The sequence below is a fragment of the Ferrovibrio sp. genome (genome assembly GCF_025869515.1).
Classification (GTDB): Bacteria; Pseudomonadota; Alphaproteobacteria; order Ferrovibrionales; family Ferrovibrionaceae; genus Ferrovibrio.
In genome coordinates this window covers 25056-48068 of record NZ_JAOZVR010000098.1, presented here as the reverse complement: position 1 = coordinate 48068, position 23013 = coordinate 25056, and the positions used below count along the sequence as shown (strand labels likewise).

The window sequence follows — 23013 nt, the reverse complement described above, 5'->3', positions numbered from 1 at the left end:
TCACTCTCCACCACGGCCAGCCTTTCATTTTCGGTGCGGGTCATTTGCGCTTCCATAGTGCGAGCGCGTCGCCGATGAGAATGGCAGGGATGAGGATGTTGGCCGCATCCCAGATCCGGGGCGGGATGTCCAGAATGACGAGGGACGTGCCGAACAGCGGATTGATGATCGACACGACAAAGATGGCCGTCCACCAGATGCCCCACGGCAACACCACCAGGAGCCGCCCGATCCGCGTCGCAGACCAACGGTCTGATGCTTCGGCGAGCGCGATGTCGCGCGCCGCCTCCAGCCTCGCTATGGTCTGTTCGGCCTCGATGCGTGCCGCATCATTAGTCGCCGCCTGCTTCGCCTTGTAGGCATCAAGCAGCGGACCAGTGAACTGCTTGATAATCCCGCCGCCGAGCCAAGAGAGAATGGTGGCGAACATCAGGTGGCCCAACCCATGCGCTTGGCGAAGCCGTACCAACCTTCGGCAACGGCCCACAGCGTGAAGCCAAGGCCAGCCTCGGCGACCATGGCCACGTTCGGGTCATTGGTGACGAAGTCGAGGCCAGATGGGGACAAATAGCCCTTGGCCATCAGCGCGCCGGCCAGCACGCGAAGCAGGATGCGCGACAGTGGCCCGGCCTGCGCACGAAGCCAGCGCATGACCATACGAAGTGTGTTCATCGCTTCGCGCTCCTCTTGAAGATTGTGAGCAGGATGGAGATCAATGCAGAAAGCAGCGAGCCGACACCGACTGACTTGGTATCAAGTACGGGCTCGGGTGCTGTCGGCACGACAGCCGCCGCGGGCACCGGCGCAGCCACGGGAGCGTCGACTGCGCCCCACCCGGCAGCCATCAGCGCAGCGAGGAACACCGCGTGATAGTCGGAGATGGTGCGTGCCTTGTCCGTGCCGTTGATAATGCGGCGGGCATTGACCGGGTCGTCAGACTGCGCTGAGAAGTAGTGCACCAGCTTGCGGCCGGTGAACCACCCTTCCGCCATGCCCTTGAACATGATCGCCGCCGCGATGTCGGGGCGGAGCGCGAGGTCGAAATTCTTCAGCAGCGAGCCGCCGAGCCCGAGCTCCTTGTCGGCACGCTCGTAGTTCTCGTCCCACGTCAACTGCACGTAGCCGCGGCCATAAGCCACCTGACCGTACTTGCCCTTGACGCCGTACTTCTTGCCCTTGCCGCGCCCGTATTCGGCGATCGGCTGCATGGTACGTGCGGTCTCATGGAACGTGGTCGCCAGCGCATAGGCCAGATGACGCACGTCCTTGACGCCGTATTTGCCCGCCGCATCGATGAGGGTCGTGAGGCCGTTGACTTGGGCTTGCGAGAGCGAGCCGCCAAACGGCGACACTCGCACGCGGTCGAAAAAGACCGTGCGATTCATGGTAGGCTCCAGATTGTCAGGTGGCGATGAGAGGCGATATCTTGGCCGGCGTCGGGCCGGGCTCATCACGAACTGGTCACGGCCACGACCAGGCCGGGCGCCATGTGTGTCCGGCCCGAGACGTCGGTCGGGATGCGTTCCGCCCGGCATTCCGCCGGGCGCGCGAGTAGGCACACCCACAGCATGAGCGTCATGGGATGGTTCCGGGTTGTCAGGGGATGGAGGGCGTGAGGCGGCTCGCTACGCCGCCATGCGGGGCTCCGGACATGAAAAAGCCGCCTGGAGGCGGCTTGGTTGTCATTGCGAGCGACTATGGTGCCAATGCACTAAATATCGGCCCATGTCGTCCCGTTGTAGACCCTATATTTGTGGCTAACGAGGTTCCAGTACACGTCACCTTCCAACATTCCCGAAGCTGGATCGTTGTTAAATTGCGGCCCCACTCTTGCGCCATGACGCGACAGCGCAAGCGCATTAACGAGAGAAGAACCGTTTCGAACCTGAAACGACAAAGCGCCGTCAAAACTGGACCCAGAAGGAGTGCTGTCAATAACGCTCTCCACGAGCGCCGCTTGCAGCCAAGTCTCGTTAACGCGGGCTTGGTGATCCCACCGGGCAACTCGGTCAGCAAGAGTTAGATCGCCGGGAGATGCCGCTGTGCCCCTGGACCGACGCTGGACAAGATTTTGCCCGTTGGCATTAGCAACGTAGCGCGTCAGTTGAAGCTGGTCCGGCGTGAGAAGTAAGGTATCTATACCGGCAAAATTGACCCGGAAATTTGTTCCGTCAGACCGGTCCATTCTGACGACAGAGGTGGCGCCGCCGGTAAATTGTGTTGTTGTCTCCGGATATGTATTGAACGCAACGTATCCAGCCGTCGTGCCGGCGCTGAGATCGAAACCGACATCCATGCCACGAAACATATTGCCGATAGCATGGATGTTTCCAACGTTGCCTAGAGTCTTCAGCCCGGTGCCGGGGCCTCCGAGGCCGGTTATCTGGAATGTCTGGTTGCCGATATACGTGATGCCGGATGTAGTTCCTCCAGCCGACTGATCGAGAAGTAGGCCAACATATTCATCAGAGACGACGCCGCCACCTTGGGGTGCTCCATAAAACAAATTATGGAGAACATACACTTGCTGCATGTTAGCGACATGGACAGCACCCTGGTCAGCGTTGAAGTGGCACCCAGCAACGACAAGCTGAGGGCCAATTGTGTCTTTGTCGACCTTCACGACTACACGCATCAAGGAGCTTTGGCTATTAAGGACCTGCACACCCTCGCAGGTCCCCTCTACGTAGACGCCGTTCTCGGCCCCAACGAAATTTGCTCTGTTAACGATAGGATTAATAGTCTGCCCGGAGAACAATATTGACTTACCGCCCATAGCGCTAGTCGACCAACGGCCAGAGTAGCAGAAGTCCTCGATTATCGGGCTTCTAGCGTTGACGAATACTAGCCCGTTATCAAAGTAGTCGTTGAGGATCGTGTCTCCCCGAACTTGCACGCCCGCAATGCGTACTTGTGGCATACGCGCGCTCGTCGCTGGTATAGGATACTCAACGCGCAACGCCTCCGCAGAGCCTTCTACGCCCGATACCAAAGAAAGGTCGAAGGCATCACACGTATACGTCTCGGACGAAAAGTCGAAGTGCAGGCCGCCGGCTGCATCGCCGAACACTAACTCAACCGGCCCGCGCCCATCCCCGCGAATAGAGACAGCGTTGTTGAATACCTTCTCAATCTTGGACCCGATGTAGTAGCGTCCAGGGGGGACGACGATGTGCCCGGTTCGGTCTAGAGCCCGGTCAAAGTCCAGCGAGTTGTCCCGTCCGGTCGAACCGTCCCAGTCTCCTACTGCTCCCTCGTCCTTGATGCTGATCCAGTCGGATGATCTATCAGATGGGCTGCGGGCAGCCGTGGCTCCCGTCGCCAAATACGGCGTCGCCGGGATACCTCGAACGGCATCTCCCAACGTACCCGCTGCATACGTCTCATCTGGATTGAATCCCACAGCCCCCGCCCCCTTCTCCGGGTCGGAGGTGGAGGAAAGGTCGGAGCGGATGGCGGCAACCCGGTCGGCGCTGCCCTGGATGGTGTCGTCAGACTTCTTGACCCACGATCCTGTGCCAGACGCCCCTACCTTCCGGTAAATGCCAGACGCTGCACCATCGTCATCAACCACGCCCATCGTGCCGTCGGGATGAGCAAGATCGGCCTCAAGCTCGGAAAGCGTGTCATAGTAAACGCCGGGGTTGACGATAGCCTGGAAGGCGTCGTCCCTCGCCTCAAGCGCGACGTCGCGCGCATCCATCGCAACATCGCGAGCGGTCTCTGCCCCGACCCGTGCGACTACGGCACCACTGCGAGCAGCCTCAGCACCGGCTTCAGCGACGAGCGCCGCATCGCGAGCAGCCTCCGCCGCCGGCGTCGGATTACCAGGCGCGACCAGTTGCAGCCAATCGGCGCTAGCCCCGGGAACGCCAGACGTATCACGCTGTGCCAGCCACAGCGATCCGAGATGGGTCACGAGAGACTTGCGGCGGTACGTGCCCGCCGCCCACGGGCCGCGCACGTCACCGATGGCCGGCCCTGCCGGCCCCTGCTTCACGACCTCGATTACGGTCGGGCGGAAGGGTGTTGCGTCAGTCATTGTTGAGGCCCCCGATTCCGGAGATGGAGCCGCGCATCCAGACGACCTGTTCGCCGAAGGCGTCGGTCTGCTGGAGCTCGTATTCGGCTTTGGTGATGAGGCGGGATTGCTCGGGCGTGTACGCCCAGGTGAGCGCGGTGAAGGAGCCGCTGGTCTGGATGCCGTCCCGAATGACCGAGACGCCGGCCTCGACTACCATGGCGAGGCTACCGTTCTCGGTGGAGAGCAGGAGCGCCTCTCCACCTGATGGCTGGACCTTCATCTCGAAGATCGATCCGGTGAAATCGTAGGGCAGCCTGAAGACAATAGGCGGCTGGCTCGCGCCGCGATCGACGGCGAAGTTGTAGACGGCGGCCATGATGGGCTCCGGACATGAAAAAGCCCGCCGAAGAGGCGGGCTCGGAGAGGCGGCGGTGCGGCTGGCTTAGCTCAGCGTGCCGTAATACGGACTGACCACAGACACGTGGGCATCGCCTGAGAGATAGGCTTGGTTGATGCCGTTGGGTGTGCCCATCGAACCGACGATCGAGGTGATGTTCCGTGCCCGGTAGAACCCACCGAGGCTGATGGCCGAGGCGTTGAAGCTCGGGCCGTTGAACGTCACGTTCTCGATGTCGAGATCGAAGGTCTGCGGATCGGTCAGCAGACCGATCGTGCCTGTGCTAATCGTGGTCTTGAGATTCAGCCCGCTGATGCGCCCATTGAAGAGCGCGCCGGAGGTCTCAAAACCTCGGAAGCTGAACTGCTGCGCCGTGACGTCGGAGATGATGAAATCCGAGAGCGCACAGTACGGGAAGGTTCCCGGCACCACCGGCGGACCCGGATCATATGGGGTGGAAGCCCCCGTCGGACGCGGAGCGCCGATCAGGATCACGGCGCGCCGACCGCCAAGCGCATTGATGCCACGGGCCGTCCAGCGAGACAGGCTCGCGGTCGCGGCGTGGACGGCGAGTAGGCCGTCCGCATTGGCAGCCGTGGTCTCACCCATGACGCCGTCGATATCCACGACACCAGTGGTGGCGTACCAGTCGGATTTCAGAGCGAGGCCAGCCTGGCCATACTCACGCGCCTTTGTGTTCCTGACGACCCCATTGATGCCCTTAACCACCGTTCCAAACAGGCCTCGGTGGCTTTTCAGCCCCTCAAATTCGAAGCCGTCCAGCCCCTCCATCAGGATCGCGTGCACGCCGGACGTGTTGTTCTTGCAAAGGCCGACGAGATTGCGCGCCCGAATGTTCTTGCGGATCGTGCCGGCCGTGAAATTGTCAACGGCCCGCACGTTGATGGCGTCCGTAGCCGCTGCCGCCCCGAGCACGCCTGCGCCAGCATCGGCACCGAAGTCATCCAGAACAAGATTGTCGCCGTCGATGGCAAAACGACCAAGCCAGCGACTGCCGCCGATGAGCCAACTGCCGTCCGCCGAGACCTGTGGCACGCCGGAGCCCCTGACATAGATGTCGCTGCGGGTAATACCGCCCGGAGGTGCCCGAAAAGATGCTGCTGGGATTTCCAATGCCCCACCAAGGCGGACGCGATCGAAAGCGCGCAGGATCTTCGCGTCGTCGCTCGCGTCGTTCCCGCCATTCACGCCGAAGGCGGCGAGGTCATACCGCGGGCCGATGACCTGCCAGCGCTTTCCGTCCGCTGTCTGGATGTCATAGTCGCCGCCGACCGTCAGTCGGTACAGCGCATCTACCGGGAAGTCCGGCAAGGTCTTGGAGAAGATGCGCAGGATGTTGACGGAGCTGGGCACGCTCGCCGCCTGAGCGTCAGACTGGGTAATAAAGGTCTTTACGCCAGGCGCGTCGAGGCTCTCCTCGATCTCTTCCACGCGCACGGGAAGATTGGCCGACTCCAGGGCTGCCAGGCGCGCATTGAACGCGCTGACATCAGGAGACCAGATCTGAGCATCGGTGACGTCGGTCACCTCAATGACCTCGACGTCCGTCGAAGAGCCGACGCCCATTGTCTGTACATAGGGGCGGAAGAAGCGAGCCGTCGGCGGCGCCACGAATTGAATTCCAGCGCCGGCCGATGTCGACAAGATCGCCGTCACCTCCGTACGATTGTCGGCAGTGACAAGATCGTTGATCGATTGAACCCAGACCGATGGCTGACCAGAGATGTAGTTATAAGAGGATGTGAAGTACGTAATACCGAATATTACGGCATCGCCAGCTGGATCTGGCGTGTTGGCTCGGCGCTGAACAACGTAGCGGACCCGATATGCCCGCCCATTCTCGATCGACCAGCAGCGCCGGGAGGCAACGAGCTCTCCACCGGAGAGTCGGACCGTCCGGCCGGATGTATCGATTGTGCTGGTTACAGCGCCTGGCAGTTCTTCCGGCAGCCCTTCATAGGGGTAATTGGTCCACAGCGATGGCGCCTCGCCCGGCCGCTCCGGCGGGGCGATCTGCTCGCGTACGGTCTTGTTGGCGACGTCGACAAGCTGGTTCGTCGTGCTTCGCACAGCGCCATGCGAAGTGCTGCCCGGCAGGGGGGAGATGGCCATGTTGTCCTCAGAGATCAGAGCGCTTCGACGAGCGTGATGGTCGGGGTAGCGAAGCGGCCAAGATCGAGATCGAGGTCGCCGCCCTGCATGTCGCCAATCACGCAGAGGCACCGAAGGTCGCTAAAACTCACAGGCTGCGAGGCCGCTACGGCTGCACGCAGCGGGGGAAGGATGCGCAGCGAGATTCCATCGCCGACGTCTTCATCCGGCCATGCCTCGGCGTCGGACCATCCTTCGCCATCCTCCCAGTCGCCGCCTTCGTCGACCTGAATATCCAAGATCCGGTAGAGGCGGCCGGCGATCGAGAAATGCAGTCCCGGCTCAACCGTCGCGCCGGCCGGGTCGACTGCGATAACAGTTGCGCCTTTGCTCGCCGCTGCGGTCACGGTGGCGGAATCGCTTCCGCCGACGGCGCGCCACTTGTCGAATACCTTAGCCGACACGTCCCCTCCGGCGCGGAGGTGGGCCAATAAGGCGCGCCACGCCAGGGCTTGCGCCCGTGTGTGAACGGGGACCTCGTAAGTGATCTCCCATCGGCCAACGCCTGCGAAAACACGCTGCTCCGTGCCCACAATCGACCGTCCGCCGGACAGGGCGAAGCTTCGAAGCTCATGCGACATCGACCGCGGCTTGAGAGCCACGGGCCATTGAATGGTCATCGATGTGCCTCGTCAGCTAGTTGATATGAAGGAGCTTGCCGTCCATGCGCTGACCTGGCCGGAATTGATCCCGCCATAGCCCGTGTGCGCGGCCTGGACTTCGTAATCGGTGGCACCGTCAACGTAGTCGGACTTGAACGACCAGTCGCCGTCGTGGCCCATGTTGATCCAGTCCGTGGCGCCGACGATGCGGTACCTGCCGGCCGTGCTCCAGGCCGTGCCAGTTAGGGGATCTACCGATCCAAAGATGCGCAGACCGCCGACTGTGGAAATGCTCAACGCCAACCCGGTAGGAGTCGGCGGGGTTACGTCAATCGCCGCCGATTCTGGCGCTACCGGCGCCGTGCCTTCTTCAGCCGTCGTCCACGCGTAAGCGTCAGACGAAAGAGAGGCGAGGGTCATCGTGCCACCAGAAAAATCCCCCTGAAGCTCGAACTTCTCGACGAAGAAATCCTCGTCGATTTCCAACTCAGGGAGCGTGACGTGCACGATGCGCTCGCCCAACGCGTCAAGCGCCTTGGCATCGACCTGCAGTTCAAGCCGATGACGAGGGTTGCTCTTGTGGCTGAATATTTTTCCCAGCCGCCTTGCCTGCGTGAAGCTCGGCACCTGCGTGAGTGTTAGATCTTGCTGAAGCACACCAACCTGCGCTTGGCTGGCCAGGTCTTCCCAAGGGTCGCACTCGAATGGCTGGTAGTCGGCAGCGCGGAACGTGAACGTCAGCTTAAGGCGATTGAAAGCCGATAGTCCGTCGTTACCCTGTACGTAATGGAAGGCTCGAATATGCTCGGGGCCGATAGTTACCGTGGGCGCGGTCCACTCGCCGCCGCGAATGCCAACCTTGCCGTCAGGCGTTGGATAAAGCTCGGCGTCGCAACTCTGCAGCAACTGTTGCAGGATTTCACGCGGCTCTGTCACCATGTCGTAGGTGAACGCCACACGATATCGAGGCTCTGTCCCGCCAGCCGCCAGCGCTACCGCCTGGTCACATATATTGGCGAAAGCAATGAAGCTGGCGTCATCGATCAGCGCCGAACTGATCTTGAACCCGCGCGGGTGCGTGAGATAGTCGCGGATGCAAAGAGCAGAGTTCTCGCTAAACGCCGTCGCTGCGGTGCGCGGGTCGTATACCTGCGAAGTGCGCGCAACAACACGGACTGACGGCGAGCCGTTCGGATAGGTTTTAGAGAACTTGTCTTCGGCGACGGCCGACAGCCACACCACGGAATAGGCAAGGCCGCGCAACCGATGATCAGCGGTCCACGCCGGGAAGGTCCCCGTCAGAAGCGAAGCGGCCGGCTGGCTGTCGGTTCCGAGGAAACTCTCGAACCGAATGAACCCGGTCCACGGCGCGGTGCTGACAACGCCAGCCACCGGGGCGGCATTCTTGTCGTTCAGCCACCACTCTTCGATGGCGTCCCACGGCCCCTCGCCGTGGATGACGATCTCATAGAGGTTGCCAGCATAGGTCTGGATGAAGGCAAAGGCACCACTAACCTTAACGCGACCATAAGAGCGGGTGCGGGCCGGGAGGGACTGCTTTACGGTGAGCTGCTGCGGGTCGCCCTTCGGCTTGTCCGGGGTGAGCAGAAGCGACAGCCCAACAGTGATGGCAGTGGTCGCGGCATAAGCAAGGACGGAAGCTGCGGCGAACGTGCCGGTTGCAATGCCGAACCCAGCGCCGGCCGCAAGCGATATCGGGCCGACCGCGGGCAGAACAGCCGCGAATATAGGGATAAGAGCTGCGGGCAATTCAAACCGTCCATGCTTTCACGAGCTCATACGGGGCAACGACAACCCCACGCTCCGACTTGCAGGCCCACCCCGTAGAGGTGCGCACAGCCAGCGTCCCGCCCATGTCGGTCAGCACCACGCCAACGTCGCCGGGCTGCGGATCGGAGGTTTCTGCAAGCCCGGCGGCTGCCATGGCGCGGCTGACCACGTCCACGAAATCTCCGCCCTTCCGAATGTGCCGGAGCGCGCCGCGGGCGGTCCTATACCTGCCGCGCCAGGGGGCGCTTGGATCGACGCCGCGCTGTGCCAGCACCCACGAACAGGCCCAGATGCAGCAATCGCACACGCCCCACTCGAAACGGCGTGTGGCGCCGTCTCTGAGGAATTCAGCAAGTGTCATGGATTGGCCTATTAGGCTGGTGTAGGTGGCCGGTCAGTAAATCGGCCACTCAATGGTCTTCGACTGCATCGAAGCCATGAATTCCAAGCCACGGTCACCGGGGAACAGCGTCTTCTGGTCGCGGTCAGACAGATAGGCAAACGGTGGGATCGCGCGGCGCGTAAACAACCACTCGACACTAACTTCAATGGTTCGCGTATCAACTCCAGAGCCATCAATACTCATCTGGTCCATTGTCCCGATGAACAAGGCATATGGGCTATCAAAGTTCTGGAAGTTGCTGTCCTTGAACTGGACATAGATCGCAACACCTCGCCCCTTCACCTCATCAGATGAGTTGAGCGCCTTCGGCACGATCGCCGGGTCGACGCCAGACAGCGTCAACGTGACGATAGGCGCCGTGCCGTTCATCGGCACATCGATCGCCGAGATAGACCCTAGCTTTCCCAGCGCCTGCCACGTCTGCCCGGCGGACACCACGTCCCAGTCGGACAGGCACACCCGGATCGGGCCAGACGTGAAGTCGAGGTAGACAAGGATCACCGCCCACACCGACCGCCCTTCGGCAGCAGCGCGAGCGGTTTCAGAGAGATAGCCCATTGTGCGGGGTCCGCCGTTGTGGTGCCGCAGTTACGCGGCGCTACCGCGTGTCGAGCCGTCGGCTCTGCGTCTGGATGTTGGGCAGGAGCCGCTTGTCGTAAGCCGCCAGAGCCTGCTGCACGCCTTGCGCCGTGGCGGCCTGCGCGATCTGTGCAATCGTGGCGTCGCCGTTGGCACCCTTCAGGTCGATGCTGACACTGATCGGGCCGGGGGTGGAAGAGCGGGCACCGGCACCGCTGGACATGCGTGGCAAGGTTGGCGCCTTGGTCGGCATGCTAGACGGCAGAACTACGCCTCCAGAGGCATATCCTCGCCGTCCGTGGCGCATCGCCTCCACGACGCCGACGCCGCCTGCGCGACGCACGTCGTTCTGTGACCAGACAACCTCGCCCTTATGGACGACGCCAGCCGGCTGGTTCTTCCCGCCGGGGCCGGTGTAGCCGCCTTCGTCGAAGCCGAGCGCAGAGCCAAGTGCGCCAAATAGCCCGCCGCCAATACCGCCGTTCTGGCTGAACAAGGAGTTCAGCGCCATGTCCAGCAGTTTATCGAGGACGCGATCCAGCGCATTCGACAGAGCATCCGCGGCCGAGACACCCTCACGGATATCTGAAATAAAGCCGCTAAGCGCATCCTTGCCGAGGTCGTTCAGATCACCAAACGTCTGCTGTGCACGCTGACGAGATTCGGCCTGCTGCCCATAGGCGTCAGCCACTTCCTTGATCTTGGCTATCTGCTCTGGCGCCAACTGAACGCTCTCGAGGTCAGTCTCACCTTTGCGGCGAGCCTCCTCACGAAGGTCGGCGAGGGCCTGCGCTTCAAGGTCCAGTTGTGCACGGCGCGATTCCTGCGCCGCTACACTCTGACCGATCATCTGTTGTTCGGCAGCTAGCGCCGCGGTACGATCTTTGATGCCCTGCAGATCTTCGCGGAACTTATCGTCCGCGGTCTTGCGCCCGACCTTGGCGGCGGGAGCTGCAGCAGCGCCAGTGCCGTATCCGGCAGTTGGGGCGGAAAGCCCGGCAGCCGGGTTAGCCAGTCTCGTCTCTAGGTCTGCGAGCTCAGCCTTGCGTGCTTCCAGTTTTGCGATGGCAGACGTAACGGCTTCATCATTGAACCCCTGCTGCCCGGCCGCCAAGCCGGCGGCCTCGCCAAAGGCCGGGGCCATCGTCTGGCCGGCAAGCTGCACGGCTTTAGCCGCCTGCAATTGAGCATCGGCGTTAGCCACAGCCGCCTTGGCGGACTCGATGTGTGCGCGCGCCAGTCCGGCAAAACTCTCTTTCGCCCCATCCGCACCAGACTGGGCTAGCCCGAATGCCGTCTTAAGCTCATCGATCGCTTTCTTGTGCTCTTGCGCCGCCTTGTCTGCCGTTTCCTGATTGTATGACAGCAATAGAAGCGCAGCGGCAGCGAGCCCGGCCAAAATGCCTATGGGGCCGAGCGCGGCAGTGAATGTTGCGGCGATGGGCGCGCCAGCACGAAGTGCGGTGAGAAGCGCTCCAAGGGCGGTTACGGCCTGCCCAAGGGTTACAACCATCCCCGCCAGAGCGCGCCCCGTAAGGGCGCCGATAATCAGCGTTGATAGTACGACAACGGAGTCCGCCACAACACCAAAATTAGTGGATAGAGCCAGGAGCGCAGTTACTAGCCCGCGGCTCGCGCCGGACGATGCATCGGCATTTCCGATATAGGCCAAGAACTCATTATTAACGTTGGTGAGGCCGTCGCTTATCGTGGCATTGGTAGACTTGAACTGACGCTCGACCTCGTCCTGAGCATTCAAAAGCGCCCGGAACACGATGTCGGAGGTGATCTTACCCTCCGCGCCCAACTCCTTCAGTTGGGAGATCGACACCCCCATCTCCGCGGCGATTGCCTTGGCTACGACCGGCGCATTCTCTCGGATCGAACGAAGCTCATCGCCCTGCAGCACGCCAGAGCCGAGCGCCTGCCCGAGCTGAAGGATAGCCGCCGTCTGCTCGCTGGTGGACGCGCCACCGACCTTAAACGCCTTGGATACAGTCTCTGTGACCGTAGCAATTTCTTGCTCTGATTTGGCGACGCCGGAGGCATTGCGGATCAGCTTGGCATAGAGATCGACGTAGCTTTCCAGATCAGTACGGGCGGCATTGGCGCCGGCCTTCAGATCGTTAAGCGAACGAACCTGCACATTGGACGCGGTCGCGGCGGCACGTATCTTGTTGCCGGCATTGGTCCATGCGTCGGCGTAGTTGGCAATTTCACGCACGCCGAGCGCCGCGCCGATGCTAGACAAAGGCGCAATCAGGCCATTTGCCGCCCCCCGCCCGATGCCGTCGAGCCGCTTCTGCATGGTCTCGCCGCGGCGCTCGATTTCTCGCGCCTGCCGGTTCATAATGCCCGAGGCGCGGTTCATCGCGTTTTCGTAGGTCTTTATGTTAGCCGATAGGCTAACTACAAGCGTTTCTAGGTCAGTAGCCATAAAGGGGTGGCACCAGCAATGATGGCGTGGACAATCATTGCCGCAACTGCTTTTGTTAGCGGGTGCGGCGTCGCGGCCTACGCAACGTTATTAAAGACACCGAAGGTCGTCGCTGAATGCGCGGAAGTAACTAAGCAATTCGCCAGGACGCCGTCGTCATTCCGAATTTATGAATACAACGATTATTACATCATCCGTACGGCACTTATCAAATACGAAGCAAGCAACGCCTACGGCGCCAAAATAGGCGGTACCGGCAGGTGCGTATTTGATGAGAAGAACGCTCTGTCGGAGTATTCTATAGATGGAAGCGAAGATGCGAAGACGCTGTCTCTGGCCAACACATTTCTTGCGTCTTATAGGGCAGGGTTCTAATCGCTAAGCGCCCATTCTAGGAAGTCTTCGCTCGGCGGTTCGCTATCTTCGGAGCTGTTCGCCTTGGCGTACCCGTCTGCAGCGGCCATGAACTGCCACATGGTCATGTCTCCGACCTGCTGCGGGGTGAAACCCATAGCCGCGCCGGCTCCGTAAATCTGGGCGAATCTCAACTTACCGTTGGGGAGGTCGTCAATTCGCTCTCCACCAGATCCACCCCGTCGGCGTTTCCCAGGTCTTCCTCCGGCGCGCCGTAGAGGGCTGCCATTAGGATGCCTTGGGCGAAAATGGTGCTTTCGGTCGGCGGGCGGTCTTCGACGTAGGCGCGTACCTTCTTGAGAGCGTCGGCGGGCGCCATGCCGCCGCCAATCAGCCCGAGGCGGATTGTGTGGCTGATGTCCTCGACACGCCACGTACCGGACGTCAGACGCTGCAGCACGACGAATGGGCCAGCGTCCGTTTTCTCTTGGAGCTCGGCCAACTGCGCCCAGGCCAGACGGAACGAATACGTCCCGTCGGCCCAATCGAGCTCTATGCGCGCGTCGCGGCTCATTACGCGATCGTGCTAGCGTGCGTCAGCGGGCCGTCGCCCTGCAGGTCGACAGACACGGTGACACGGCCGCCCTGCTCGGCGCCAAGGCCGAAACTGGCAAGGTGGGCATTACCGGTGAACGTGATCGTTCCGGAGGTGAACTGTACCTCGATCTTCACGGCGACAGACTCGGTGCTGTCATAAGCATCAAGCCAAGTCGCAACCGATGCCGCAGCAAGCACGCCCTCGCCACCGACGTTCCAGTCATTGGTCTGAACGTCACGCGCCAGCGCGATAGCAGCATCCGGGTCGTCGCAATCCGGAATCGCGACGTCAGACAGATTCTTGATAAGGTTGAGCGACTTCGAAGTGAACCCGCACGGAGCGGCGTAAACTTCAGGGTCGGCGCCGTTGCCAAGGAGCACACGGAATTTTCCAAAGCGGGCAGTCTGCGGAATCGCCACGCGGGCCTCCAAAAAGAAAAGGCCCGCTCAATGGCGGGCCGTGACATGGGGTGGTTAGGTTGGTTGCGCGGCGCCTACGCGGCCCGCTCCACGACAGCGGTAAACGTCACCGCGGCGTGGCTAATCGTGGCGTCGCTGTCGCGAAACACGCGAGTCTGCCGGTGCTCGAAGAGCACCAATGCATTGCTGTTGATGGCCAGTTCGTCTTTCAGCGCCCGCCGCACCGCGTCTGCAATGCGGCGCACTTCCACGAAGCCTGACTCTTCCGACCAGCAGTCGATCTGCAGCGTGATCTCGTCGGCGTCGATGCAATCTGCATCGTCCGACACAGCATCGCTGGGGCCAAACGAGATGTATGGCCGCGGCGCCCCAAGGGGCACATTGTCATAGACACGCGCGCCGACCAGGCCGGTCACCGTGCCGTCGTTTTTTAGCCGCGCCGTCACGGCACCCTGTATTTCAAGGATTGTGTCAGTCATGCTGCGGCGACCTTCTTGACTGACGTGCGAATGGCCTTGTTGATCCGCGTCTTCGCGGGCCTCCGCAACGCCCGCCACGAGACAAAGAAGAATGGCTGCGCTTTTGTGCCGGGATGCTGTGTCCCCGGAAACATGCCGCCATTTATGTGCGGCGCCGTGGCAAACTCGACTAGATGCGCGTAGCGCACGCGCTCATTGCCGGCGTAAATCGTGATAGTCAGTTGCCCGCCGAGTTTCGACTTGGCGACCGCTATGGCCTGCGCATATTTCGGCTTCTTGCCCCAGGTCCAGCCGATGCTATCGCGTAGGTCGCCGCTATCTTCGGGCGCCAGCCGCTTCATCATAGCGACGATCTCAATCGCGCCGGCCTCCATGGCTGCGCGTATCGAGGTCACAGCGGCTTCCGGCAAACGTCGGAGTTTCTTGTCGAGTTTGGCCAGATTCAGGATTGTAACGGTGCGTGCCATGCGGCCTCCGGCATCAGGCCGCTACGCCTTCAACAACCATGATATCGAGATATGCACCGCGGTCGTCCGGATCGGTGATCGTCTTGACCTGCAATATCTGCCCGCTGCGGGTATCCACGGCACGCCAGTCTGTACGGATCAGCCTCGCCGCCTCACACTGCCGAATTTGCAGCACATAGGGCTGCGTTCCCTGTAGGCGGGAAGCCTGCACGCCCTCACCGCCCCGCATGGGGATGCGCCGCGAATGGCAGCGGTATTGCTCGGCCCAGTCGGAGCGGGTGTTGCCGTAGTCGTCTGGCGCGTCAGGGTTCGTCTCGACGCGCTTCTGCCACGAGAGTAGGCGCGTCATCGCGCCAGCCCCGCTGGGTGCTGCTGCCATTGTCCGGCCTCTGGATTTCTGTAGCCACGCCCGCCGCAATCGCCGCTGCGAGCGCCTTGGCCGTCAACGGGCCGGCATATCCGGCCCGGAATGCGATGGTGATTGCCGGGCGCGGCTTAAAGTCGAAGTCGCGACTAAAGAGCGCCAGCGGCACTACGGCCACCAAAGGCGAACGACGGTTGGAATGGCACCTCGAGTTTGGCGTGTAGGTGTTGCCATGATGGGTGTCCTATAGGGCTAGGCGGACAACTTCTGCCGAGGAAAGTTAAGGTAATAGTCGTCGCCCCACGCCGCATAAGCGGCGGCGTCATAGGCGCTGGCGGCTTCTTCTGAAGATGCGAAGGTGCCAATATGCTTCTCGTTACCGTTTATTTTTATCCTGGCACCCCATCTGGCGCTTTTCTCGATAAACCGCACTCCCTTCATGCCTGACGCTGGCGGACGATTGCGCACTGACGTAGTTGACGCAGCCAGCGCTTCAGGACTCATCTGGCCCATTTTCACGCCGAGGCGAAGAGCGCGTTTTTTCTCCCTTGTATCATGGCTTACGGGCCGTCCTGTTAAGCCAGCGGATATGGCCGTGCGGTGTTCCTGGACAGTTTCACGCCAGACTTAAGCAAGCTCAGGTGATCTTTAAGCCACTGCGGTCGCGGCTTGCCGATTTTTGACGCGGCAATTTTCCCCCTCGCATCCTGAGAACGGGTTGCCCCGCTCGCGCCGTCGCCACCGTCAGTCTGGTTGACCAAACATCCTTCCAGCCTATCGGCCCGCCCGTAGCGCTCAATCAACTCACATTCGTGAGCAAACGCCTGAGACTCAAGGATAAACTCATCAACCATTTCGACGGTGCATCCGCCGTTAGCGTGAATTGCCTTGAACTCTTTTGAGCGCATAGAGACATTGCGCGAGCGCTTGCCGTTGTCGTTTCCGCCCTTGCCGACGTAGAACGGCAAGCCCGCGCTGTCGCGCCAAATGTAAGTGTAGAACACCGAGTATCCCTCTCGATCCAGAAATGTAGGTGCTTGGCAGGAGTGCTGGATGACACTCTTTTCGGGCTGCAGACCCTAGCCAAGCAAACTGTATATAGGCGTTGGCGCCTATACTTTCAAGTTACATACTGACACCTGGGTATTGGATATCGACCGCCAGCGTCGTCGTCGACTTGGCTAAACCGATCTGACACACATATTCTCCAGAGCCGACATCGGCCAGTGGGCAAAGGCCGCCCGGAGTGTCGCTTAGCATCACCGCCTGGCCCGCCGTCAACGTAGCACCGATCGTGATGTCGCCGCTCTTGTGCACGACCACAGGCTGGTTTAGAGACGACCCGGTAAGCGCAATACCAGTGGCCAGGCGCGCCTCGGCAGTCGCGCTGTTCGAGTCGGCTAGCATCCACTTCTTGGTGGCAGCCGCCTTGTAAACCGCCTTGCCAGCGGTGACGGCCTCCCCGGCTAGACCGGATTCGGTAACGGAGTTCGAGCCCGCGACGACACTCGTCGCAGTGATGGTAAGATCGGCCATGGGATTGTCCTATTGCCCTACGCGGGCAAGTTTTTGCAGGAATGAGGCACTAGAGAACGAAGATCGATATCTCCGAAGTGCCGGCTACCCGATCCACAAAGATGCCATTTGGGCAGTCAATCGCGGGCAAGGTGGCGGTCTGCGATGCGTTTGCGCCAATCTCAATGAATGCAATGGCTGGGGCAGCGGCGCTAGTTCCATGACGCAATATGACGGTAGCAACAGCTGCCGATGCGGCGCTTTCCCTAACCGAATAACCGGTCAAGGTAGCCGCCCCGGCCATGGCCTGAGCTCCAACAGTATCAGATGCCAAAGCAATGCTTCTGGGCATCACGCGCTCCTAACCATAATGTTTACGTCTACAGAATTTTGGGAGATAGCCCATAACTCATCACCTGGGCGCACCTTGGTATGGAATGTGTTAGCGCTGCTGCCAAATAGCCGCAGGCCATTGGCCGTGGTTACGCCAGGTCCACCAATAAAATACGTGTCATTCGGGTCAATATTAACCCAAGCGTCAACATCTCCGGCTTGAGCGGAGATGACAAGGGTAGGAACTCCAGCAGCAAGACTAGCGTTAATATTTCTAAATGCCATTGTGGTTCCTATATGAAAGAATGACTTAGCAGGCACAGGCCGGCAATGTGCTATTACTAAAGTTCAGCGCCAAACGCGAAGCGGGTTTAGAAGAGCGGCGACGCCCATTGGCAGTTCTGCCAACTTTGCGTCCTCGACCGCCTCTCGGTTGCGAAACCAATGGCCAATCATGAGCAGAATGGCATGCCGTACCGGCGCGGGGATGCCGTTACCGTATCCAGCTGTGAATTCAACCGTTACGCTTCCCGGATCGCAGTGCGTGCGTGGCCAGTCCTGCCCCAAGGGCGGCAGAACGTAACCTCCGTATGGAGCGCCGACACCGAACACACGGAAGCCGGCAAGAGATTGCTCGGTGCCGCTACCGTCGATATATGAGACCGCCTCCACCGACACCAGGGGCGGCAGAGGGATGCTAAGGCGCCGTCTTCCACAGGGGAATGCGTCGAGGGTCAGCACTAACGACTGCTCGCCAAGCGCCCGCCCAAGCCACCCCTCCGGGCCGTCTATATTGGCGACCGCCGCCCCAACGAGAGAGGCGATATAGGCGTCGTCATCGTCGTAATCGACGCGGAGGTGCCGCTTGGCATCAGGCAACGACACAACGTCGTCGATCGGCGCGGTAACGACGCTCAACATGACTAACTCCTGGACGGACGGCCACGCTTCTTGGGCTGCTCGACATCAGATTCTGGCGCCACGGGCGGCGTTTCGCTTTCGGAGGGGTCTTGCGCTTTGGGCGCCGCGATCAATCCAGCCGACGCCAGCCCTGCCGCAACGGCACCGAAGTCCCGTTCATCGCCAGGCTTGAGCCATTCGACTGTGTAGCCGTCCCCCGCATAGGGGAACGGCATCAGTACGGTAGCCACACTCAAACCGGCGGGTTGGCGGTCGGGGCAAGGGTCGGATGACCCAGCAGCCAGACACCAGCGACGTAAATATTGCCCGCCGCGTTGTTTGCCGGAGTGATGGTCACGCGGACGTAGCGCTTGTTGCCGATGTAGCCAATCTTGCGGATTTCGTTGTCGTCATCGAACGCGAAGCCGGCGAGAGCCTCGGTGCCGAGCAGTTCAGCATCCACAACCGCGGCGGCATCAGAGAGGTTCGAGGCGTCGCCGTCTTCAACGAGCGTCACGAACGTGGCGTCGGCGTCGGTGTTGGCGCCGATAAGGGTCAGCCACTCGACCGAGCCGTAACCGCGAGTGTCGACGATCTGAGAGACATAAGCAGTGTTGTCAGTGCCCGCCGCGGCCGGAGAGATGCCGCGCTTGGCATCAATATTCGAATGAAGGTCAAACTTCGCCATGGAAGCCCAACTCCTTTTTGATGTGGGGAAAAGAAGAGGGGCGCCAGCGCGGCGCCCCTTGTTAGGCTCAGGCCGAGGTAACCATCAGCTTGATGGCTTCGAAGTTCACGACATCACCACCGACGCGGCGGCGATTGTAAAACTTCACGTAGGGCTTGGCGGTCAGGTTGTCGCGCAGCAGGGTGATGCCGAGGCGGTCAACGATGGTGTAGGCAGCGCGGAAGTCGCCGAAGGCAACCGACAGGCTGGAGGCTGCTACGGTCGGCATGTCCTCGCAGCGGTCAACCGGGAAGCCGAGGATCGTCGCCGGCTGGCCACCCTTGATGTCGCCCATCTGCCAGAGGTAGTTGCCATGGCCGTCCTTCAGCTTCATGACGTCACGCACCGAGGTGCGCTTCATCAGGAAGCGAGCATTCTGCGTGTAGTAGTCCTTCAGCTGGAACACCAGATTGTAGAAGGCGTCCGCAGTCAGCGACGTGGCGCCACCAGATACAACCTGCTCGATGGTGCCATTGGCCGTGCCGTTGCCGTAAGTCAGCAGGCCACGCGGCTGATTGACGCCGGTGCCGGTGAAGAACGCAGTGGCCTCAATGCGGCCCAGCTTCTCGCCGACCTTGTTGGCAACCCACGCCTCGATGTCGAGGCCGGCATCTTCCAGCATGTTCTGGGTAACGCGCGGCTCGGCGAACATCTCGTGCGCGAAGATCTTGGACACGCCGAGCTGCGAGGTAGTGGTTTCGCTCGGCGCCGTGGTCTCACCGACCCAGCCACCGTACCCGAACTCACCCTCATCGCGCGGGATCTCAAGTTCCTTGCCGCCGATGGTCTCGACAGTGGCCAGGGCGCGCAGGTTGGAGGTCTCATAGACCTTCTTGATGATGCGCGAGCTCACCGTGGTCGGGACCAGGTAGCCGCCGTCCGGGTCGGAGCCGGTCTGCATCGCAGCCTGGAAGTCACGCGGCATGGCGGCTTCGGTGCGGGCACGCAGATACGACGGGAAAGCCGCGGCATACGCAGCATAAGCCTCGGCGTCGGGCTCGATCTTGGTGTTGACGCCGAGCTTGCCTTCGGCGATCAGCCGCGCCTTGGCAAAGTCGAACGCCGCCTTGGCTTCAGCCGCGGCCTCGTCGCCGGCCCAGCCGCCATTCGCGCCGGGGCGCTTCAGAACGGCGTCGATCTTCTCGACCTGTTCAGTCAGGGCCTTGATGCCGTTCTGAAGCACGTCGTGCTTGACGTCAACCGCTTCGGAGATCTTGTTGACCTTCTCGGAGACGATGGGGTCGAGCTTCTTGCCGGCCGCGTCGAGTTCGTCGCGCAGGGCCTTCAGGTCGCGCTGGGTGTCGTCGCGCAGCGCCTTGAAATCGTCGCCGAACTTGTTGATGTCCTTGGCGATATCGTCGATGGTGGCCATTCGGCCCTCCTAGCTCTGAGAGTGGATAGCCGCACGTGCGCGTGAAAGCGCGGCGGCGAGTGCGGTGAGGTCCACGTCGTCAGCGCCAGGCTTGACTTCGGGTTTACTCGTCGTGGTGCCGGCCCGGATGTCCTTGATCAGGGAACGAGCCTGCGTCCGTGTGCGCCCAGCGTCTCGCATGAGCACTTTTTCGATGTCTTCTTCGGTGTCGTATTCGTCAGCCGTCTCTTCGTCCCAGCACAGCGCCTTGGGCGCGTGTGCATAGACGGACAGGTCGAACATGGCTGAAGGTGTAACGACATGCGCCGCAACGGACGTTGCAAACCCGGACTCCACAGCCTCCTTGGCCGTCATCCAGGTCTCGTCATCCATCATCCGCTTGATTTCACGAATGCCTGACTTGGTCCGCGCCGCGTAAGTCCGGGCCAGCGCATCGTCGATCTTGGCGAGCACCGCCGCCGTATCGCCGAAGTCGTGGCGATTGCCCACCGCGATGGTCCAAGCGTTGTGGATCATCAGGAAGGCGTTCTCGGCCAGAATAACCTCATCTCCAGCCATCGCGATGATGGAGGCGATCGAGGCCGCCATGCCGGTGACTTCCACCCGCACCTTGCCATCGTAGGCTAGCAAGTCGTTGTAAATGGCGATGCCATCGAACACGTCGCCGCCAGGCGAGTTGATCTTCAGAACGATGTCGCCAGTGGTTTCCTTCAAGCGAGCCCGGAAGCCCTTCGCCGTGACGCCCCAGTAACCGATCTCGTCATAGAGTTCGATTTCGGTGATGGCCTCGCCGGCTTTCGCTGCAAACTTGGTGCCGACGGCGCGCGCGAAAAACCGCTCCCGGCGCTCGCCCGCCGGCGCTGCAATGTCTATCTTGTCCATTGATGTTCCTAAGCGGCCTTAGCCGCGCCGGGCGTTGCCGAGGCGGGCTCTGTGCTGGCCGAAGCGGCAGGCTCGTTCACCTGAATGGCCGGGTTCTCGTAGACGTCGCCACCCTCGCGCGGGTCCATATTCTCGCGACGGCGAACCTCGTTCACATTCATGATCTTGTTTTGGATGGCCGAGCTATAAGCCTCGTACCGAGTCTTAATATCGCCACGCAGAATGTCGTCGAACAAAAACTCGGCGAAATATTCGTCTTGCTCAGACGGAGCCAGGAGGTCTTGGCCGATCCTGGACTCAATACGCTTAGCCCAAGGCCGCAGCACTTGGTTCACAAACTCCAGCGACTGGTGCTCGATGTTGTTGTTGGTGCTACGCTCAAGGTCGCCGATCATGTGGGCCGGAACGCGGAAAATACCTGCGATCTCGCTGCGCTGGAACTTCCTAGTCTCCAAAAACTGCGCGTCATCCGGGTTGATGGAGAGCGCTACCCACTCCATGCCCTCCTCGAGGAGGAGCGGCTTGCTGGAGTTCGACAGTCCGCCGTACTTGTCCTGGAACTGCTGACGAAGCGTCTCTGTTGCCTCTGGTCCGATCTTCTGCGGGTGCTTCAGGACACCGCTTGGCTTCACACCGTTTTTGTAGAGGTGCGCGCCAAACTTCTCGGCGGCCATGCCGAGTCCGACCGCCTCGCGCGCTAGCGTAATCAGCGACTGCCCGACATAGCCCTTCGGGAGCGGGCCTCGGATGTGGTGGATCTGCGATGGCCGCATCTTCGATCGGCTGTTGTCCGGCATGGTGGCCGTATAGATCGGCGACCAGTCCCGAGCCTGCTCAATGGTGACGCCGTCAGGGTTCAGCGGGACAAGGCCGATGCAACGACCATCCCGATCACGCTCAACATATGCATAACCGTTGCCGCGCGTGGCCAGATTAATCATCTGGCCTTCGAAATACTCGTAGGAGGTGTTCCACCCATTCGCGCGATCATGCAGAACATGATAGAGCGGGTGATCTGTCGCGCGGTCCTTACCACCGTCGGCGCGGCGCCGGTACAGGATGCACGGCAGGCTGGCCAGGCTTTCGGAGAGAACGCGGACACACGCCAAAACGGTCGTGTACCGCATGGCTATTTCCGGCGAAACGGCAATGCCCGTGTCGGTTTCAACGCCCGCGCCAAGCGCCAGAAGCGCATCGCGCGAGTTCTCTATGCCACGCTCGACAGTGCCAGAGTTGACGATGGCGCCAAAAAGTCCCGCCATTAGCTACCCCTGGACAATGCTAGTACGCCGGCGAGCAATAGAGCTCCGACAACTATGAAGCCTGACGGTTCATAGATCAGCCATGAGCCATATGAAATAGATGCGGCTCCAAGTAACCCGAAACCGTCACGAACGATAACCTTGATATTATTCATAAAGGTCATAGTACTCGCGCCGGTTTGTCGGGGATGTTTATGTAGCAACCAGCACCAAATGCTTTGTGTGCAGCTACATCATATGCGATAGCCGCTTCCACTTGATCATCAAATATGCCGAGATATTGCTGTCTGCCGCCTACGGTAATTTTTGCTACCCAACGACCTGAGCGGTGGAGATTAACACCCTTGAACGGCGATGTCGCACTAGAGCGAGGCGCCCTACGCTGAACAATTGATGCCAACGAAAGCTTATGTTCTTCGGAGTATAGCCGGCCACGTACCGCATCTCCAATTTTACGACGAGATTTAGGAGACATTGTCTTGCCGGTTTGCGTGGCCCGCATTTTTTCTTTAGTCTCTTGCGTGCGCTTCTGCCCGGTATTGGAGGCGGCGCCCTTGGCAATAGATGCGGCCGAACGCGTCACCCCCCGCTTAGAGGCCGACATTTTTGCGCGACTATCAGCACGGTGAACAAGCCCACCCATACCCTCGCCGCCATCAGTAAGGTTGGTGAGTGGGCCGGCGCCCAAGTCTCTGCGCCCACGCAAGGCAATCTCGCGCCTCTCTATCTCGAAGGCATCGGACTCGCTGAGATCTTCGTGAATTCTTTCGACTATGGGCTCAAAACCAAGTTGCTTAAGCTTGTTCACGACATTTGAGAACAGCGGGTTCTTAAGCTTTGGTGTTATGTCGCGCCGACCAGAACCTTTTCCAACATAGAATACTTCGTTGGTATCAGGCCTGGTCCATGTGTAAATGTAGAAGGTCACGTTATCCC

Annotated in this window: 27 protein-coding genes; 1 reads left to right on the top strand and 26 read right to left on the bottom strand. The window is 60.7% G+C overall.

The window, feature by feature from the left end; all coding sequences use genetic code 11:
* Window positions 1-40: 40 nt before the first annotated feature.
* The 12 genes from OJJ21_RS16955 to OJJ21_RS16900 form a co-directional block, all read right to left on the bottom strand.
* Window positions 41-430 (bottom strand): hypothetical protein, encoded by a 390-nt coding sequence (locus OJJ21_RS16955; protein WP_297688023.1) that lies wholly within the window; start codon window positions 428-430, stop codon window positions 41-43.
* Entirely contained in the window at window positions 430-672 is a 243-nt protein-coding gene (locus OJJ21_RS16950; protein ID WP_297688022.1) for a hypothetical protein, read from the bottom strand. The genes OJJ21_RS16955 and OJJ21_RS16950 overlap by 1 nt, the downstream gene beginning before the upstream one ends.
* The gene (locus OJJ21_RS16945) at window positions 669-1385 is read right to left on the bottom strand and encodes a hypothetical protein (protein WP_297688021.1); all 717 of its coding nucleotides are present in this window, start codon (window positions 1383-1385) and stop codon (window positions 669-671) included. The genes OJJ21_RS16950 and OJJ21_RS16945 overlap by 4 nt, the downstream gene beginning before the upstream one ends.
* 65 nt (window positions 1386-1450) lie before the next feature.
* A complete protein-coding gene (locus OJJ21_RS16940) occupies window positions 1451-1579 on the bottom strand; it encodes a hypothetical protein (protein WP_297688020.1) in 129 nt (42 codons plus the stop codon).
* A gap of 132 nt (window positions 1580-1711) precedes the next feature.
* On the bottom strand, window positions 1712-4042 hold the full coding sequence (locus OJJ21_RS16935; protein WP_297688019.1) for a hypothetical protein: 2331 nt from the start codon (window positions 4040-4042) through the stop codon (window positions 1712-1714).
* Window positions 4035-4400 (bottom strand): hypothetical protein, encoded by a 366-nt coding sequence (locus OJJ21_RS16930; RefSeq protein ID WP_297688018.1) that lies wholly within the window; start codon window positions 4398-4400, stop codon window positions 4035-4037. Before OJJ21_RS16930 ends, OJJ21_RS16935 begins: the two co-directional genes overlap by 8 nt.
* A gap of 66 nt (window positions 4401-4466) precedes the next feature.
* The gene (locus OJJ21_RS16925) at window positions 4467-6554 is read right to left on the bottom strand and encodes a hypothetical protein (protein ID WP_297688017.1); all 2088 of its coding nucleotides are present in this window, start codon (window positions 6552-6554) and stop codon (window positions 4467-4469) included.
* A 14-nt stretch (window positions 6555-6568) separates the two neighbouring features.
* On the bottom strand, window positions 6569-7213 hold the full coding sequence (locus OJJ21_RS16920; protein WP_297688016.1) for a hypothetical protein: 645 nt from the start codon (window positions 7211-7213) through the stop codon (window positions 6569-6571).
* Between the two features lie 12 nt (window positions 7214-7225).
* Entirely contained in the window at window positions 7226-8965 is a 1740-nt protein-coding gene (locus tag OJJ21_RS16915; RefSeq protein WP_297688015.1) for a hypothetical protein, read from the bottom strand.
* Between the two features lies 1 nt (window position 8966).
* Window positions 8967-9161, bottom strand: a complete 195-nt coding sequence (locus OJJ21_RS16910; protein ID WP_297688014.1) for a hypothetical protein — start codon at window positions 9159-9161, stop codon at window positions 8967-8969.
* Between the two features lie 219 nt (window positions 9162-9380).
* Window positions 9381-9947, bottom strand: a complete 567-nt coding sequence (locus tag OJJ21_RS16905) for a hypothetical protein (RefSeq protein ID WP_297688013.1) — start codon at window positions 9945-9947, stop codon at window positions 9381-9383.
* 40 nt (window positions 9948-9987) lie between these two features.
* The gene (locus tag OJJ21_RS16900) at window positions 9988-12339 is read right to left on the bottom strand and encodes a tape measure protein (protein WP_297688012.1); all 2352 of its coding nucleotides are present in this window, start codon (window positions 12337-12339) and stop codon (window positions 9988-9990) included.
* 84 nt (window positions 12340-12423) lie between these two features.
* On the opposite strand from OJJ21_RS16900, the gene OJJ21_RS16895 reads away from it, so the two are divergent.
* Window positions 12424-12780, top strand: coding sequence for a hypothetical protein (locus OJJ21_RS16895; protein ID WP_297688010.1), 357 nt, complete (start codon window positions 12424-12426; stop codon window positions 12778-12780).
* Between the two features lie 169 nt (window positions 12781-12949).
* On the opposite strand, the gene OJJ21_RS16890 is transcribed toward OJJ21_RS16895, so the two are convergent.
* From OJJ21_RS16890 to OJJ21_RS16825, 14 genes are all read right to left on the bottom strand, one after another.
* The gene (locus OJJ21_RS16890) at window positions 12950-13333 is read right to left on the bottom strand and encodes a gene transfer agent family protein (RefSeq protein WP_297688008.1); all 384 of its coding nucleotides are present in this window, start codon (window positions 13331-13333) and stop codon (window positions 12950-12952) included.
* Window positions 13333-13776 (bottom strand): phage tail tube protein, encoded by a 444-nt coding sequence (locus tag OJJ21_RS16885; protein WP_297688006.1) that lies wholly within the window; start codon window positions 13774-13776, stop codon window positions 13333-13335. The genes OJJ21_RS16890 and OJJ21_RS16885 overlap by 1 nt, the downstream gene beginning before the upstream one ends.
* Window positions 13777-13850: 74 nt before the next feature.
* Window positions 13851-14255, bottom strand: coding sequence for a DUF3168 domain-containing protein (locus OJJ21_RS16880; protein WP_297688004.1), 405 nt, complete (start codon window positions 14253-14255; stop codon window positions 13851-13853).
* Entirely contained in the window at window positions 14252-14722 is a 471-nt protein-coding gene (locus tag OJJ21_RS16875) for an HK97 gp10 family phage protein (RefSeq protein ID WP_297688003.1), read from the bottom strand. The genes OJJ21_RS16880 and OJJ21_RS16875 overlap by 4 nt, the downstream gene beginning before the upstream one ends.
* Before the next feature lie 13 nt (window positions 14723-14735).
* The gene (locus OJJ21_RS16870) at window positions 14736-15101 is read right to left on the bottom strand and encodes a head-tail adaptor protein (protein ID WP_297688001.1); all 366 of its coding nucleotides are present in this window, start codon (window positions 15099-15101) and stop codon (window positions 14736-14738) included.
* 237 nt (window positions 15102-15338) lie between these two features.
* Window positions 15339-15599 (bottom strand): AP2 domain-containing protein, encoded by a 261-nt coding sequence (locus OJJ21_RS16865; RefSeq protein ID WP_297687999.1) that lies wholly within the window; start codon window positions 15597-15599, stop codon window positions 15339-15341.
* A 62-nt stretch (window positions 15600-15661) separates the two neighbouring features.
* A complete protein-coding gene (locus OJJ21_RS16860; protein WP_297687997.1) occupies window positions 15662-16090 on the bottom strand; it encodes a hypothetical protein in 429 nt (142 codons plus the stop codon).
* A 121-nt stretch (window positions 16091-16211) separates the two neighbouring features.
* Complete coding sequence (locus OJJ21_RS16855; protein ID WP_297687995.1) at window positions 16212-16622, bottom strand: hypothetical protein; 411 nt, start codon at window positions 16620-16622, stop codon at window positions 16212-16214.
* 660 nt (window positions 16623-17282) lie between these two features.
* Window positions 17283-17855 (bottom strand): head-tail connector protein, encoded by a 573-nt coding sequence (locus tag OJJ21_RS16850; RefSeq protein WP_297687993.1) that lies wholly within the window; start codon window positions 17853-17855, stop codon window positions 17283-17285.
* A gap of 232 nt (window positions 17856-18087) precedes the next feature.
* Window positions 18088-18522 (bottom strand): hypothetical protein, encoded by a 435-nt coding sequence (locus OJJ21_RS16845; protein ID WP_297687991.1) that lies wholly within the window; start codon window positions 18520-18522, stop codon window positions 18088-18090.
* Window positions 18523-18589: 67 nt separating this feature from the next.
* Entirely contained in the window at window positions 18590-19933 is a 1344-nt protein-coding gene (locus OJJ21_RS16840) for a phage major capsid protein (protein WP_297687989.1), read from the bottom strand.
* Window positions 19934-19942: 9 nt separating this feature from the next.
* Entirely contained in the window at window positions 19943-20815 is an 873-nt protein-coding gene (locus tag OJJ21_RS16835) for a head maturation protease, ClpP-related (protein ID WP_297687987.1), read from the bottom strand.
* A gap of 8 nt (window positions 20816-20823) precedes the next feature.
* Window positions 20824-22077, bottom strand: a complete 1254-nt coding sequence (locus OJJ21_RS16830) for a phage portal protein (RefSeq protein WP_297687985.1) — start codon at window positions 22075-22077, stop codon at window positions 20824-20826.
* A gap of 160 nt (window positions 22078-22237) precedes the next feature.
* Window positions 22238-23005 (bottom strand): NUMOD3 domain-containing DNA-binding protein, encoded by a 768-nt coding sequence (locus OJJ21_RS16825; protein ID WP_297687983.1) that lies wholly within the window; start codon window positions 23003-23005, stop codon window positions 22238-22240.
* Window positions 23006-23013: the final 8 nt, after the last annotated feature.